At 71.0% G+C, this 15266-nt stretch carries 12 protein-coding genes; 6 read left to right on the top strand and 6 right to left on the bottom strand.

Annotated features, from left to right (window positions below):
• The first annotated feature begins 171 nt into the window (after positions 1-171).
• Entirely contained in the window at positions 172-1596 is a 1425-nt protein-coding gene (locus B042_RS0121270) for an FAD-binding oxidoreductase (protein ID WP_028650049.1), read from the top strand.
• 73 nt (positions 1597-1669) lie between these two features.
• Here B042_RS0121270 and B042_RS0121265 read toward each other — a convergent pair whose 3' ends face one another.
• Positions 1670-2812 carry an acetyl-CoA C-acetyltransferase gene (locus B042_RS0121265; RefSeq protein WP_028650048.1) on the bottom strand — a complete coding sequence of 381 codons (1143 nt, stop codon included), beginning with the start codon at positions 2810-2812 and terminating at the stop codon, positions 1670-1672.
• 98 nt (positions 2813-2910) lie between these two features.
• On the bottom strand, positions 2911-4965 hold the full coding sequence (locus B042_RS0121260) for an MDR family MFS transporter (protein WP_028650047.1): 2055 nt from the start codon (positions 4963-4965) through the stop codon (positions 2911-2913).
• A gap of 178 nt (positions 4966-5143) precedes the next feature.
• On the opposite strand from B042_RS0121260, the gene B042_RS0121255 reads away from it, so the two are divergent.
• Both B042_RS0121255 and B042_RS26295 read left to right on the top strand, forming a co-directional pair.
• Positions 5144-6286 carry an acyl-CoA dehydrogenase family protein gene (locus B042_RS0121255; protein WP_028650046.1) on the top strand — a complete coding sequence of 381 codons (1143 nt, stop codon included), beginning with the start codon at positions 5144-5146 and terminating at the stop codon, positions 6284-6286.
• Positions 6287-6366: 80 nt separating this feature from the next.
• Entirely contained in the window at positions 6367-6534 is a 168-nt protein-coding gene (locus B042_RS26295) for a hypothetical protein (RefSeq protein WP_028650045.1), read from the top strand.
• A 16-nt stretch (positions 6535-6550) separates the two neighbouring features.
• Here the strand turns inward: B042_RS26295 and B042_RS0121245 are convergent, their stop codons facing one another.
• The 3 genes from B042_RS0121245 to pdxH all read right to left on the bottom strand — a co-directional run bounded on the left by B042_RS0121245 (position 6551) and on the right by pdxH (position 10554).
• Positions 6551-8824, bottom strand: coding sequence for a SpoIIE family protein phosphatase (locus tag B042_RS0121245; RefSeq protein ID WP_028650044.1), 2274 nt, complete (start codon positions 8822-8824; stop codon positions 6551-6553).
• A 148-nt stretch (positions 8825-8972) separates the two neighbouring features.
• A complete protein-coding gene (locus B042_RS0121240) occupies positions 8973-9674 on the bottom strand; it encodes a metal-dependent transcriptional regulator (RefSeq protein ID WP_028650043.1) in 702 nt (233 codons plus the stop codon).
• A 226-nt stretch (positions 9675-9900) separates the two neighbouring features.
• A complete protein-coding gene (gene pdxH / locus B042_RS0121235; RefSeq protein ID WP_028650042.1) occupies positions 9901-10554 on the bottom strand; it encodes a pyridoxamine 5'-phosphate oxidase in 654 nt (217 codons plus the stop codon).
• Positions 10555-10680: 126 nt separating this feature from the next.
• Here pdxH and serC point away from each other — a divergent pair, with 126 nt between their 5' ends.
• Both serC and B042_RS0121225 read left to right on the top strand, forming a co-directional pair.
• A complete protein-coding gene (gene serC / locus B042_RS0121230; RefSeq protein WP_028650041.1) occupies positions 10681-11805 on the top strand; it encodes a phosphoserine transaminase in 1125 nt (374 codons plus the stop codon).
• A gap of 195 nt (positions 11806-12000) precedes the next feature.
• A complete protein-coding gene (locus tag B042_RS0121225; protein ID WP_028650040.1) occupies positions 12001-13002 on the top strand; it encodes a glycerophosphodiester phosphodiesterase family protein in 1002 nt (333 codons plus the stop codon).
• Between the two features lie 340 nt (positions 13003-13342).
• Here the strand turns inward: B042_RS0121225 and B042_RS0121215 are convergent, their stop codons facing one another.
• Entirely contained in the window at positions 13343-14407 is a 1065-nt protein-coding gene (locus B042_RS0121215; RefSeq protein WP_028650039.1) for a hypothetical protein, read from the bottom strand.
• 92 nt (positions 14408-14499) lie between these two features.
• On the opposite strand from B042_RS0121215, the gene B042_RS0121210 reads away from it, so the two are divergent.
• Positions 14500-15225, top strand: a complete 726-nt coding sequence (locus B042_RS0121210) for a 3-keto-5-aminohexanoate cleavage protein (RefSeq protein ID WP_028650038.1) — start codon at positions 14500-14502, stop codon at positions 15223-15225.
• The last annotated feature ends 41 nt before the right edge of the window (positions 15226-15266 follow it).

The following is a 15266-nucleotide window of genomic DNA, read 5'->3' as shown; positions in this document are numbered from 1 at the left end:
CCGGAAGAGGTCGCACGGCGCCTCACTGACCACGCATGATCCGGCAATTTTCGTTCAAAATGGACTTATCTCACGGGTGGGACCGGGCCTAGCCTGGAGGGGAGGCGGAGAGGGGCAGCACACCCACCCTGAGTGGCACCGTCCCCGTCCCGCCACTGCGAGGGGAGAGCCATGACCCGGCTCACGACGGCGAAGTCGGGACCCGCGCTCGAAGCGCTCCGCTCCGGGCTGACCGGCCCCGTACTCACCCCCGGAGACACCGGTTACGGGGACGCCCGATCCGTCTTCAACAGCATGATCGGCCTGCGCCCCGCCGCCATCGCCCAGTGCGCGTCCGTCGACGACGTGCGGCGCTGTGTCGAGTGCGCACGCGAGGAGGGGCTGGAACTCGCCGTACGCGGCGGCGGCCACAGCGTCGCGGGCATGGGGCTCACCGACGGCGGCCTGGTCATCGACCTGTGCCGTCTCCGTTCGGTGACGGTGGATGCTGAGGCCATGGAGGCCCGGGTCGGCGGGGGTGCCCTCATGCGCGACCTGGACGTGGCCACCGCACCGTTCGGACTGGCCACCACGGGCGGCCGGGTCTCGACCACCGGTGTGGCCGGATTCGCGCTCGGCGGAGGGTCGGGGTGGCTGGAGCGCAAGTTCGGTCTGGCCTGCGACAACCTGCTCGAAGCAGACCTGGTGACCGCCGGGGGCGACCGCGTGCGCGCCTCGGCGGGAGAGAACCCGGAGCTGTTCTGGGCGCTGCACGGCGGCGGCGGCAACTTCGGTGTCGCCACCCGGCTGGTCTTCCGCCTGCACCCGCTGCCGAGCTTCTCACTCGGACTGCTCTTCTTCCATCCCGAGGACGGTCCCGCCGTGGTCCGCGCGTACCGCGACCTGATGGGACAGGCCCCGGACGAACTCGGCGGCGGCGTCATCTACCTGGTCGCGCAGCCGGAGCCGTTCGTCCCCGACGCACTGGTGGGCACCCTGGTGTGCGCGGTCGTCCTGCCCTGTGCGGGCGATGAGCGGATGCTGCGGGACCTGGCCGCTCCGCTGACACAGATGGGACCGGCGGCCGGGATGCTCGCCGGGATGCCCTACGCGCAGGCGCAGCAGGCCCTGGACGACCCGCCCGGATACCGCAACTACTGGTCGGTGGAGAACATGGACTCGCTGCCGGACGAGTTCATCGAGCGGTTCTGCGCCCGTGCCTACGGGATGCCGATCCCCTCCCCGACCCAGCACGTCCTCTTCCCGTTCGGTGGCGCGATGGACCGTCCGAAGACGGACTACCCCGTGCCGTGGCGGCACTCCGCGTGGGCGGTGCACCCGCTGGCCATGTGGGAGGACGCGGCCGACGACCGGCGCGCCCGCGACTGGGTGCACGACGTATGCGAGGACACCGCCCCCTGGCGGACCGGCGACGTCTACCTCAACTTCGTCGGCGACGAGGGCTCCGAGCGTGTCGCGGCCGGGCGCGGAGCGGCCAACCACCGACGCCTGGCCGAGGTCAAGCGGGAATTCGACCCAGACAACCTCTTCCACCGCAACCACAACATCCGGCCCGCACCCACCGGGTACCGGCCGCCCCCGCCCCGCCAGGGATGAGGGACGGCGCCAGGAACGGCGTCCCTGTGCGTGACCGAGGGCGTTCCCGACCACGCACGGGTGGAAGTCGGCCTCAGACCCGTTCGATGACGGTGGTGTTGGCCTGGCCGCCGCCCTCACACATGGTCTGGAGGCCGTAGCGGCCGCCGGAGCGGTGCAGTTCGTTGACCAGCTTGGTCATCAGGACCGCGCCGGTGGCGCCCAGCGGGTGGCCCAGTGCGATGGCCCCGCCGTTGGGGTTGACCTTGGCCGGGTCGGCGCCCAGCTCGTCGATCCAGGACATGGGGACGGGGGCGAAGGCCTCGTTGATCTCGATGACGTCGATGTCGTCGATGCTCAGTCCGGCCTTGTCCAGCGCGATCCTCGTGGCGGGGATCGGGGCAGTGAGCATGTACACCGGGTCGTCGCCGACCAGGGACAACTGCACGATCCGAGCCAGCGGGGTCAGCCCGTGCCGCTCCACCGCGGCCTCGGAGGCGAGCAGGACGGCACCCGCGCCGACGGAGACCTGGCTGGCCACGGCGGCAGTCAGGTCCCAGCCCTCGCGCAGCGGCTTGAGGCCCGCCATCTTCTCCAGGGTGGTGTCGGGGCGCACGCCCTCGTCCACGGTGACACCGGCCAGCGGGGCGACCTGGTCGTCGAAGCGGCCCTCGGCGACGGCTCTGGCCGCACGCTGATGGCTCTCCAGTGCGAACCTCTCCATGTCCTCACGCCTGTAGCCCCACTTCTCGGCCATGAGCTGTGCGCCGCGGAACTGGGAGATCTCCTGGGAGCCATAGCGCTCGGCCCAGCCGTCGCCGAACAGGCTGAGGCCGTGGTCGAGGGCGAACCGGGCGTTGGAGCCCATGGGGACCATGCCCATGTTCTCCACGCCGGAGGCCACGACGAGGTCCTGGGTTCCGGACATGACGCCCTGGGCGGCGAAGTGCACGGCCTGCTGGGAGGAGCCGCACTGGCGGTCGATGGTGACGCCGGGAACGGTCTCGGGCAGCCCGGCGGAGAGCCAGGCGGTGCGGGCGATGTCGAGGGCCTGCGGTCCCACCTGGGAGACACAGCCCATGATGACGTCCTCGACCGCGGACGGATCGACCCCTGTACGGGTCACGAGCTCCTTGAGTACGTGGGCACCCAGGTCGGCGGGGTGCACGGCAGCCAGCGCGCCCTTCCTGGTTCCGACGGGGGTGCGTACTGCGCCGACGATGTAGGCCTCGGCCACGGGGTCCTCCAAGCACTGGACGGCATCACTGAACCGAACTGTATTCGGTTTTGGCGCACTGACAAGTGCCCTTCACGCCCTCTCCGCGTTCCACCGGGTCAGTCGGCCCCGGAGGACCCCCTGCCCAGGGCCGCGGCGTCCCCCTCGTCCCCCAGGGTGTCCGCGGTCATCCGCTCCAGGGCGGCGACCACCTCCGGGTGCTCCTGCGGCGCGTAGTCGGCCAGCAGGGAGCGCAGTGCCGTGCGCTGGGCGTCGAAGACGCTCCGCGCCGCCCGCGCGCCGGCCGGTCCGAGCGTCCAGGGCTCCCCCTCTCCGACCAGGTATCCCGCTTCCAGGAGCTCGGCGTGTACGGGCTCCCAGCGGTCGGCGGCGATCCCGGACATCCGCGCCAGCTCGTCGGGGCACAGCGGCCCGGTGACCCCGAGATGGCTCAGCACCCAGCACGCGTGCGGGGAGACCTCCAGCCCGGCGGCCTCGCGCAACCGCTCGTACATCTGGTCCGCGCCCTCCCTGCCGCAGGCCCGATAGACCTCGCGCTCCACGTGCGCGAGGGCGCTGCGGCCCCCGGAGGCCACCGGAGGGACCGACTCGTCCAGGTCGGGGGCGTCGATGGTGGTGCGCAGCGGGATCTGCCTGAGGCACAGTGCGATGACGAACCCGAGGACCCCGACGGGCACCGCGCACAGGAAGACGACGTCGATCGCGTCGGCGTAGGCCTGGAGGAAGGACGCCTGCGTCTGCGGGGACAGCCGGTCGAGACCGCGCGGGTCGCTCTCCAGGTCGGCGACGCTCACCCCGGCCGGGAGAGCGATCCGATCGGCGCGCGCGGCGAGGTTGGCGGCCAGCCGCCCGGCGAACACCGATCCGAAGACCGCGGTGCCGAACGCCCCTCCCACGGAGCGGAAGAACGTGACGGAGGAGGTGGCGACCCCCAGGTCGCGGTAGGCGGCGGCGTTCTGCGCGACGATGACCACCACCTGCATCACCAGGCCCAGCCCCACCCCGAGGGTGAGGAAGAACAGACCCATGACCGGGTCGGGGGTGTCCGGGCCGAGGGTGGACATGAGGAGCAGCGCTGCCGTCACCAGCACCATCCCGGCGATGGGGAAGAGCTTGTAGTGCCCGGTGCGGGTGATCAGGTGCCCGCTCCCGAGCGAGGTGAGGAAGAGGCCCAGCACCATCGGCAGCAGGTACAGCCCGGAGGCCGTGGGCGACAGGCCGTGCACCACCTGGAGGAACATGGGGATGAAGGCCAGCGACCCCAGCATGGCGAAGCCGGTGCAGAACCCGAGGGCCATCGACGCGGCGATGACCCGGTTGGTGAACAGGCCGAGCGGCATGACGGGGTCATCCGCGTGTCGGGCGGTCCACCACCAGCCCGCGCCCAGGACCAGGGCGGCCGCTCCCAGACCGATGACCTCCGGTGAGGACCAGGGGTAGACGCTGCCACCCCAGGAGGCCACGAGGGTCACGCACACCGCGGTCGCCGCGAGGAGGACGATCCCGGCGTAGTCGACACGCTGCCTGCTCCCGGGCCGGACGCGGGGCAGGACCAGCAGGACGGTCAGGAACGCCACCAGGCCGATCGGCAGGTTGACGTAGAAGACCCAGCGCCAGGACAGATGGTCGACGAAGAACCCGCCTAGCAGCGGGCCCGCCACACTGGCCACGCCGAAGACCGCGCCGAACCAGCCCTGGTAGCGCCCGCGCTCACGCGGGGAGACGACGTCGCCGATGATCGCCGACGCCAGCACCATGAGCCCGCCGCCGCCGATGCCCTGGAGGCCCCGGAACAGGATCAACTGGAGCATGCTCTGTGCGGTTCCGCACAGGGCGGACCCGGCGAGGAAGACCGCGATGCAGACGAGGAAGAGGTGCTTGCGGCCGAACTGGTCACCGAGCTTGCCCCAGAGCGGGGTGCTGGCGGTGACGGCGAGCAGGTAGGCAGTGATCACCCAGGACAGGTGGTTGAGGCCGCCGAGGTCGGACACGATCGTCGGCAGCGCCGTGGAGACGATCGTCTGGTCCAGGGCCGCGAGCAGGACCGTGAGCATGAGCGCGACCATGATCACCGCGATACGGCCCCCGTCGTGCTCCCTGCGCCGACGGCGGCTTCCTCCGGCCCCACCGGGCCTCGCCTCGTCTCGGGCCATGCTCTCCCCCCTCGGCTCGGGTGCGCCCCCACCCTAGGAACCAGGCGTTCACCGACTTGTCAGGAATCACCGGGATGAACAGGGATTTTGCCCGCGCTTGTCGCCCCACCTTCTCAACCGAACGTGATTCGGTTAGCGTGTGGGCACAGGTGATCCGCGTTCGTATTCGGAGTAGCGCATGAAACGGGAAGCATTCAGCCCCGAGCACGACCTCTTCCGCGAGAGCGTGGCCGCCTTCCTCACCCGCGAGGTCGCCCCCTTCCACGAGGAGTGGGAACGGGACGGGATCGTCCCCCGCAAGGTGTGGGCGAGGGCCGGTGAGGTCGGCCTGCTCGGCCACGGCGTCCCGGAGGAGTACGGGGGTACGGGGACCGACGACTACCGCTACAACCAGATCGTCAACGAGGAGATCACCGGGGCCCGCGCCAGCGGGCTCGGCATCACCCTCCAGAACGACGTCATGGCGCCCTACATGGTGGGCCTCACCAGCGACGACCAGAAGAAGCGGTGGCTGCCGGGCTTCGCATCCGGTGAACTCATCACCGCCATCGCCATGACCGAGCCGGGGACCGGAAGCGACCTCCAGGGCATCACGGCCTCCGCCGTGCGCGAGGGCGGCGAGTACGTCCTCAACGGGCAGAAGACCTTCATCACCAACGGCGTCAACGCCGACCTGGTGATCGTGGTCTGCCGGACCGGTCCCGGAGCGGGTGCCCAGGGCTTCTCACTCATCGCCGTGGAGCGGGGCACACCCGGCTTCGAGCGCGGCCGCAACCTCGACAAGATAGGCATGAAGGCGCAGGACACCGCCGAACTGTTCTTCTCCGACGCGCGCGTTCCCGTGGGCAACCTCATCGGCCGGGAAGGGCAGGGCTTCATCCACCTGATGGAGAACCTGCCCCAGGAGCGGCTGTCGATCGCCACGTGCGCGGTCGCGGGCGCCGCGGGGATGCTCCGGCGCACCATCGAGTACTGCAAGGAGCGCACCGCCTTCGGCCGACCGATCGGACGCTTCCAGAACTCACGTTTCGTCCTGGCCGAGATGGCCACCGAGGTGGACCTGGGACAGGTGTACGTGGACCGTGCGGTCGCACTGCTCAACCGGGGTGAACTCACCGTCGAGGACGCCGCCATGGCCAAGTGGTGGACCACCGAGATGTGCAACCGGGTCATGGACCGGTGCCTCCAGCTTCACGGCGGGTACGGGTACATGATGGAATACCCCGTGGCGAGGGCATGGCAGGACGCCCGTGTCCAGACGATCTTCGGCGGCACCACCGAGATCATGAAGGAGATCGTGGGGCGCGGACTGGGACTGTAGGCTCCGCCGCGTTCGAGTGGCGGACGGGCCTCCGGCTCGGACGCCGGGCGGAGACACGCGAAGGCACGGAGGAGACGGCCATGAGCGGCGCGTGGGACGGCCTCATCGTCATGGGGCTGCTGATCGTCCTGCTCGTGATCGGCGTCCGCAAGCTCCGGCCGAAGGTCCACATCCCCTGGACCACCAGCGGGATCGTGGTGTTCTTCATCTTCGTGTGCCTGCTGCTGTGGGCGTGGTCCTGGCGCTGAGCGGGGCGGGCCCTTCTCAGCCGAGCTCCTCGGCGCCGTCCTCGTCCTCGCCGCCGTACATCGGCATCTCGAACCAGACCGCCTTGCCGTCCGGCGTGGGGCGCGAACCCCACCGGGCAGCGAGCTGCTCGACCAGGTAGAGGCCGCGGCCGCCCTCGTCGTCGGCGGCGGCGCTGCGGATACGGGGCAGCCGCAGGTCGTGATCGAACACCTCCACCCACACGGCGCAGGCACCGCGCCGCAGCCGCAGGAGGAACTCCTTCTCCGCCGGGTCCTCGACCGCGTCGGAGGAGGCGACCTCCTCCAGCAGGTCCGTCCAGTCCTCGTCGAACTCGCCGCCACCCGTGTCGAAGGGCACCTCGGAGTCCAGGACCCCTCCACCGGTGAACGCGCGGTGTACCGGGTGCGGGGTGGCGTGGATGACGACGTTGGTGACGATCTCCGAGACCAGAAGGCAGGCCAGTTCCGCCTGGTCCCGGTCCATCCCCCACTCCTTGAAGGTGCTGGCCGCCAGGTGGCGCGCCTCGCCCACCGTGGAGGCCTCGGATCTGAACCAGCCCTCGCGCAGCGCCAGTTCGTCGGAGTGCGTGCGCACCACCAGGAGCGCGGTGTCGTCGTCGGCGTCGCCGGGCACGCTGTCCAGGGCGGCCTCGGCGATCTGCCGCACGTCCTTGTCCGCGACCTCGGTGACGCCCTCCACCAGGCGCGCCAGCGCGTCGGCGGTGTCGGGCGCGACCCCGGGCAGGTGCCGCTCCACCAGACCGTCGGTGTACATCACCAGGGTGGCCCCGATGGGCAGCGTCAGGTTCGCCTGGTGGTAGACGATGTCCTCGCCGGCTCCGCCGCGGGCTCGCACGCCCAGCATGCGGTCGGTGACCTCCAGTTCGAGGGCCTCCACCGAGTCGGAGGTGACCAGCAGCGGTGGGGCGTGTCCGGCGTTGGCGTAGGACAGCTCCCGTGACCATGCGTCGTAGACCATGTACAGGCAGCTCACACTGGGGATCCAGGTGCCGCCGCCGTCGTCGTCGGGCTTGCCGAGCTGGCGGACCCACTCGTCGAGTTCCCGGAGGATGTCGGCGGGCTCCCGATCCGCCTGGGCGAAGGCGCGCAGGGCGGCGCGCAGTTGCCCCATGACCGCCGCCGCGTGCGGCCCCCGGCCCTCGACGTCGCCGATGACCAGGCCCACCCGACCCGCAGAGAGCGGGATGGCGTCGTAGAAGTCGCCCCCGACCTGGGTCTGCACCCCGTAGCCGTGGGCGGACAGCGGGCCCGCGGGGAGGTAGTCGTGCGCGATCGTGAGCCCGTCCAGGGGCGGGAAACCGCTCGGCAGCAGGCTCTTCTGGAAGACCAGTGCGGTGGCGCGCTCCTCCTCGAACAGCCGGGCGTTGTCGATGGCCAGTGCGACCCGGGAGGCGATGGCACCCACCAAGTCCCGGTCGAACCCGCCGTAGGTGCTCTTCTGGCGCGGGGAGAGTCCCGACAGAGACAGGGTGAGCACGCCCAGCACCTCCCCGCGGGCTCGCAGGGGCGCCGCGATCGCGGAGGTGACCCCGACCTGACGGGAGACGGTGTCGGCCCGGCCCCCGTAGACGCCGTCGAGGAGGTGGTCGCCGCTGACGACGGTCTCCTGACGCCGCAGTGCCTGGGTCACGAAGTGACGTTCGGGGTAGCGGACCTCGTCACCGACGCCGTACCAGGTGCGTTCCGGGGGCGTCCACCCCTCGGCGTGGACGGACACCCTCCGGATGAGGCGCTCGTGGTCGTAGAGGTCGATGAAGCAGTGGTCGGCGAACTGTGGGACGAGTATGCCGGCCACGCCCTTGACCGTGGAGTCGAACCCCAGGGAGTTGGCCAGGCGGGACCCGATCCGCTCCAGCAGGCCGTACTGCTCCTCCACCCGGCCGCTGCGCAGCGCTTCGCGCGCGATCAGGGTGATGCCGTCGATCTCGCCGTTCCCGTCGTGCATGGGGACCGCTTGGGCTCGGACGTGGATCCAGGTGGAGTCGCCCTTGAGGACGGCGAACGTGCCCTCCCACGGCTCACCGCGCAGGACCCTGCGCGCCAGCTGGGAGGCGTGTTCGCGGTCGGACTCGTGGATGCCGATGTCGAGGAGGGAGAGGCCGACGTAGTCGCGGCCGTCGACGAAACCGAAGAGTTCACGCGCGAAGGGGTTCCAGTACCTGAGCAGGCTGAACCTGTCGATGACGACGATGGCGATCTGGGCCTGGTCCACCACGGAAGCCGAGGCCAGGGTCCCACTCTCCCGGAAGGGCTCGCCCCACCGTGTCATCTAGCCGCCACCTCGCCGTCATGAGCTGCACACATGCCCGCTCCCGGTCACCCGAAACGACCGCACCTTGAAGCGAGCGTAGCAATACCGTCAATGCCCCCGCAGCGCGTTGCGGCAACCCGATGTGCCACCGCACGCAAGGGGCGGTTCACGGTTTGGCGACGAAGATGTGCCCGGAGACGTCCGCCGACAGATCGGTGGTACCGGCCTCGCCTCCCGTGACACGGACCCCGCCGTCCAGGGACCGCACCACCACGTCCTGCTCCGGTTGTACCCCGGATCTGCGCAGGGCGAGCATGGTGTCGGCGTCCGACTGCAGGACTTCGCTGATGCGCCGGACGGTGACCGTGGTGTCCGCCGGCCCGACGGCGTCCGCCATCGGGACGATCGACTCGTCGGTGAAGGGCTCGGTCACGTAGTCCTTCAGGCCCAGCTCCTCCAACCCGGGGATGGGGTTGCCGTGCGGGCACACCGAGGGGCTGTTGAGCAGGCCCACGAGCCGCTCCTCCACCGCTTCGGAGATCACGTGCTCCCATCGGCAGGCCTCGATGTGGACGTCCTCCCAGGGGAGCCCGATGACGTCGACGAGCAGCCGTTCGGCCAGGCGGTGCTTGCGCATGACGTGCGTGGCCAGCCTGCGGCCCTCGTCCGTCATGACCAGGTGCCGGTCGTTCTCGACGCGCAGCAGGCCGTCGCGCTCCATGCGGGCCACGGTCTGGCTCACGGTGGGGCCGCTCTGGTGCAAGCGCTCGGCGATCCGGGCGCGCAGCGGGACGATCCCCTCCTCCTCGAGTTCGAAGACCGTCCGGAGGTACATCTCCGTCGTGTCGATCAGCCCGTGTGCTGTCAACTCTCCCCTCCCAAGGCTCTGTGCCCGGCACGCGAGTTACGCCGGGCACGGCGGGTCTCTCACAACACAGGCCGGAGGCACGTGATTCCCAGGGGCCGAGTGGGGACCGGGACGTCCGCAGGACCGCGGGAGCGACCACCGATGACCGTCATCATATCGCGGCGGAACCGGCCCTGTTTTCGCCGGGGTCTCACTATGTGGATACTTCTTCGATCCGTGTCCGCCCTCACGGTGCCAGGCGCTCGACGCGCCATTCCCCCGCCGCACCGCGGGTGTAGGCGAACCGGTCGTGCATGCGGTCGGCCCCGCCCTGCCAGAACTCCACCTCCTCCGGCACCAGGCGGTACCCGCCCCAGTAGGACGGGCGGGGCACCTCCCGGCCGTCGGCCCACACGTCCTCGAACTCGCGGTAGAGGCGGTCCAGCTCGGCGCGGTCGGCCACCGGCCGCGACTGGCGCTCACTCGCCCACGCTCCGATCCGGGAGCCGCGCGGCCGCGTCGCGAAGTAGCGGTCGTTCTCCTCGCCGGAGAGGCGCACCACCCGCCCGGCCACCATCACCTGGCGGCGTACGGAGTGCCAGGGGAAGACAGCGCAGGCACGCGGATCAGCGTCCAGCGCCCGGCCCTTGCGCGAGGCGTAGTTGGTGAAGAAGCGCAGTCCGCCGCGGTCACAGCCCTTCATCAGCACCGTGCGGGCCCTCGGCATACCCGTGGGCTCGACCGAGGCCAGCACCATGGCGTTGGGTTCGACGACCCCGCGGTCACAGGCCTCCTCGAACCACAGGTGGAACTGGGTCATGGGGTGGTCGGCCAGTCCGGATCGCCGCAAAGGCTCTCCCAGGTACGGTTTCCGCAGTTCGGCAGGGTCGTGGTGGTGCACAGACGGCATACTCTCGCGCCGCGCGGCTCCCGCGCCACCCGCCCCCACCGGTGGCGCGGGAGCCGCGCCGGGAAATCTCGCGCCCTGACCGGCGCGGGCAGGGCCCGGACCACTACGCTGGAGGCCGTGACCGACGACATTCAGATTCCCGCGAACCTGCTGCCCTCCGACGGCCGTTTCGGCAGCGGTCCGTCCAAAGTCCGCCCCGAGCAGCTGGCGGCCCTCCACTCCTCCGGCAGCCGCTACATGGGCACCTCCCACCGGCAGAAGCCGGTCAAGTCCCTGGTGTCCCGGGTGCGCTCGGGTGTGAGCGAGCTCTTCAGCCTCCCCGAGGGCTACGAGGTCGTCCTCGGCAACGGGGGCACGACCGCGTTCTGGGACATCGCCGCCCACGGCCTGCTGCGCTCCAAGTCGCAGCACCTGGCCTTCGGCGAGTTCTCCAGCAAGTTCGCCAAGGTCGCCAAGGGTGCCCCGTGGCTGGAGGCGCCCACCGTCATCGAGACCGAGCCGGGCAGCCACGGCGCGCCCGTCGCCGAGGCCGGCGTGGACGTGTACGCGCTCACCCACAACGAGACCTCCACGGGCGTGGCCGCTCCGATCAAGCGGGTGGCGGGTGCCGACGACGACGCGCTCGTGCTCGTGGACGCCACCAGCGGCGCCGGCGGCCTGCCCGTCGACATCTCCGAGACGGACGTCTACTACTTCGCGCCGCAGAAGAGCTTCGCCTCCGACGGCGGCCTGTGGGTGGCGGTCATGTCGCCCAGGGCCCTGGCCCGGGTAGAGGAGATCGCGGCGACCGACCGCTACATCCCGGAATTCTTCTCACTGACCACCGCGGTCGCCAACTCCCGCAAGGACCAGACCTACAACACCCCGGCCGTGGCCACGCTGCTGCTCCTGGCCGAGCAGTTGGAGTGGATGAACTCCCGGGGCGGCCTGAAGTGGACGGTGGAGCGCACGGCGGAGTCCTCGTCGGTCCTCTACGACTGGGCCGAGCGGTCCCCGGTGGCCACGCCCTTCGTCACCGACCCCGCCCAGCGGTCCCAGGTGGTGGGCACCATCGACTTCAGCGACGACGTGGACGCCGCCGCGATCGCCAAGGTGCTGCGCGCCAACGGGGTCGTCGACACCGAGCCCTACCGCAAGCTGGGCCGCAACCAACTGCGCGTCGCCATGTTCCCCGCCGTGGAGCCCGGCGACGTCAGGGCACTGACCGAGTGCGTCGACTTCGTCCTGGACAAGCTGTCCTGACCTGATCGCCGCGCGGAGGGGCCGCCCCGGGCGTGAACTGGATTTCCCAGTCCAACTTCCGGGGAGCAGTTCAGACGGGCCGGCCCCTCCGCGTCCGAGGCGGCGCGCCCGCTGGGGGACAATGGGGGGCGCGGCCCTCCCCGGTTCCCCCGAAGGGCCGTACCGCCACCGCACGCACTCCAGGACGGTTCGACCTTGCGCAGGAACAAGAAGGAACTCCCGATCACGATCATCTCGCACCGGGGCGCCTCAGGTCACCGGCCGGAGCACACCCTGGCCTCTTACGAGCTGGGGGCCCGGCACGGGGGCGACTTCATCGAGATGGACCTGGTGGCCACCAGGGACGGCCGACTGATCTGCCGCCACGAGCAGGAGATCGGGCACACCACGGACGTGGCCGACCGGCCCGAGTTCGCCGATCGCCGCACCACGCGGACCATCGACGGCCGCGAGGCGGAGGGGTTCTTCGCCCAGGACTTCACCCTGGCCGAGATCAAGACCCTGCGGGCGGTGGAGCGGCTCCGGGACGTGCGCGCGGAGAACACGGCGATGGACGGGGTCTACGAGGTCCCGACCCTGGAGGAGGTCATCGGGCTGGCGCTGTCCCTGACCAAGGAGCTGGGGCGCCCCATCGGGATCTACCCGGAGACCAAGCATCCCGCCTACCATGCCTCCCAGGGCCTGGAGCTGGAACCGCTCCTCATCGCGGCGCTGCGTGGGGCCGGGCTCACCGGCGACGAGCCGAAGGTGCCGGTGTTCCTCCAGTCCTTCGAGGCGGAGAGCCTGCGCAAACTCGCCGGGACCGGGCTGCGGCTCGTCTACCTCATGGGTGCTGGGGAGCCGTGGCGGCCCTACACCACCCCGGAGGGCCTGGCGGAGGTGGCCACGTTCGCCCACGCGATCGGCCCGGACAAGAACCTGGTGGTGCCGGTGACCGGAGACGGCGAACTGGATGAGCCGACACCGCTGGTGGCCGACGCGCACGAGGCCGGGCTGCTGGTCCACCCCTACACGTTCCGCAGCGAGAACCGCTTCCTGCCCGAGAGCCTGCGATCGCCGGGCGATCCGTCCGATTACGGGGGCTTCGCCGCCGAGTACGAGGCCTTCTTCGAGGTGGGCGTGGACGGTGTGTTCACCGACTTCTCCCGGCACGCCTTCCTGGCCCGCGAGCACTTCCTCCTCGGCGACCAGGGCTGACGCCGGTCACTGGACGTCGAACTCGTTGCCCTCCGGGTCGAGCATCGTGACCGGCGAGACCCCGGGCTCCTCCACCGTGCGCACCGCCCGGGAAGAAGCGTTCCGGGGCGTCCACGCTCACCAGGCGCGGATCGACCCGTGAGAGGGCCGCGAGAGCCGTCGACGCCAGTCCCCGGTGGCGGAGAGCCGCTCCGGGGCGGCGGCCGCGGCACGGGCCGAGACGGGAACGGGCACTCCGTACAGGTGGGACTGGGCGGGCGGGGGTTTCGTTCACGCATGCGGCGTCCGAAGGTGCGACAGAGCATCCCAAGACAGAAGCCTGCCCCGCATAACCGACTATCTACCCCTTCCGGGCGAGCAACACGATGCCTCCGATGGCGAGCAGCGCCACAGCGGCACCGGCGACGATGAACCGCAGTGCGCCGCCCGAGCCGGGACCGGCACCGCCGGCCTGCTCCGTCTCCCCCTCCTGCCCGGTCTCCGCAGCGCTCTCCGGGGCCTGCCCGGACCGGTACTCCTCGGGCAGCGGTACCCGCCACACGGGGGCGTTCACCCCCTCGGTCCCGGCCATGAGCGCGGTGCCGTCGGGGGTGAAGGCAATCGCCTCCCCCCGGTCGGACTCCGGCAGTTCGAAGGAGCCCATGGAGGTGCCCGGCACACCCTCAGTGGAGTCGTAGACGGTCACCCCCCAGTAGGTGCGCAGCACGTACCGGGTTCCGTCGGGGTGGAACGCGGCGTCGGTGACGAACAGCGGCGCGCTGTCGATCCGCTCCAGGACGTTGGTCGCCGCGGGGTCGATCTCCTCGGGTGCCGCGTACACCGTTCCGGAGAACTCCTTGGACACCACGTACAGGCGCCCGTCGCGGGGGTCGACCATCATCGCCTCCGCGTCGCGGCCACCGTCGGCGTAGGTGAGGGTGAGCGTCTCGGGTTCCACGGTGGTGTCGGCGAGCACCTCCGGTTCGGTGAACCGGTGCACGGTGACACTGGGCCAACCGCCCCCGTAGTTGTCACCGATGTTCCCCACGAGGACCACCGGGACGCCGTCAGGCCCCTCGGTGACGGTGACCGCCTCCCAGTCGCGGATCCGCACCGCGAGGGTGACCGTCGCCAGTGTCTCGCCCTCCCCGTTCACCGCGTACAGCGCGGGTGCCACGTCCACGCCGCTGTCGTTGTGGGTCCACCACACCCCCTCGTGTCTGAGCGAGGGGGCGATCCCGCTCGACTCGGCGATCCGCGGGTCCTGGAGGGTGAACGCCGTCTCCGACCCCTCCGGGCCCTCGCCGCCCCGCGGGTAGTCCAGGCCGCCGGTCCCGCCGCCGTCGGCCCCGGCGGCCAGCGCCGGAAACGGCACGAGGGCGAGGCCGACTGCGGCGGCCGCGGCGAGCGTGAGCGATCGTGTCATGGCCGCCATCCTGCCAGGCATCCGCGGAGACGTGCTTGCACCCGCTGGGGAGCGGGCACATTCCGGCATACGGAGCGCGGTGAGGAGGGCCCATGAGGATCGTCGCCTGTCTCAACGGTGACCGCCGCCCCGGTGCGCACCCGGCCCTGCCGGTGTCCCCGGAGCAACTGGTGGCGGACGCCCACGCCGTCGTGGGCGCGGGAGCGACGGAGATCCACGTGCACCCGCGCGACGCCACCGGCGCCGAGTCGCTGGAACCCCAGGTGGTCACACCGCTGATGGAGTACCTGCGCGAGGCGGGACCGAACGTGCCCGTGTCGCTGACCACCGCCTTGTCCGCACAGTCCGACCCCTGGCGCCGCTACGACATGGTGCAGCGGTGGGCGGCCTCGGCGCTCCCGGACTCGGCGACGGTGCACCTACACGAGGCCGGTTCGGTGGACCTGGCCCACCTGCTGGAGGACCGGCGGGTGGCCGTGGAGGCGGGGGTGTGGACGGTGGAGGCGGCGCGCATCCTCGTCGCCACGAAGCTCCGGGCGGCGGCGGTGCTGGTCGAGCCGACCCAGGTGAGGGCCGAGGACGCCCGCGCCAACGCCGACGCCGTCCTGAGCCTGCTGGACCGCGCCAAGGTGGCGGCGCCCCGCCTGCTGCACGGCTCCGACGCGACCGCGTGGCCGATGCTGGAGGCGGCCGTCTCCGCCGGGTACGACGTGCGGATCGGACTGGAGGACACCATGCGCCTGCCCGACGGCACGGAGGCCCACGACAACGCCGCCCTGGTGGCCCAAGCGGTGGAGCTGGTGGGCGCCGCGGCGTAAACGGTTCAGGGCGCGCGGACCGCTTCGGCTGGCCCCCGGAC

This window comes from Nocardiopsis sp. CNT312, assembly GCF_000515115.1.
Taxonomy (GTDB): Bacteria; Actinomycetota; Actinomycetes; order Streptosporangiales; family Streptosporangiaceae; genus Nocardiopsis.
The sequence above is the reverse complement of the archived record's forward strand: the minus strand, read 5'-3'. Positions and strand labels throughout refer to the sequence as shown.

Bases quoted from the DNA above. Each gene is read 5' to 3' on its own strand.
- B042_RS26295 (WP_028650045.1), top strand. From the start codon at position 6,367: ATGAGCGGCGCGTGGGACGGCCTCATCGTCATGGGGCTGCTGATCGTC.
- B042_RS0121245 (WP_028650044.1), bottom strand. From the start codon at position 8,824: ATGACACGGTGGGGCGAGCCCTTCCGGGAGAGTGGGACCCTGGCCTCG.
- B042_RS0121210 (WP_028650038.1), top strand. From the start codon at position 14,500: ATGAGGATCGTCGCCTGTCTCAACGGTGACCGCCGCCCCGGTGCGCAC.
- B042_RS0121270 (WP_028650049.1), top strand. From the start codon at position 172: ATGACCCGGCTCACGACGGCGAAGTCGGGACCCGCGCTCGAAGCGCTC.
- B042_RS0121215 (WP_028650039.1), bottom strand. From the start codon at position 14,407: ATGACACGATCGCTCACGCTCGCCGCGGCCGCCGCAGTCGGCCTCGCC.
- B042_RS0121255 (WP_028650046.1), top strand. From the start codon at position 5,144: ATGAAACGGGAAGCATTCAGCCCCGAGCACGACCTCTTCCGCGAGAGC.
- B042_RS0121260 (WP_028650047.1), bottom strand. From the start codon at position 4,965: ATGGCCCGAGACGAGGCGAGGCCCGGTGGGGCCGGAGGAAGCCGCCGT.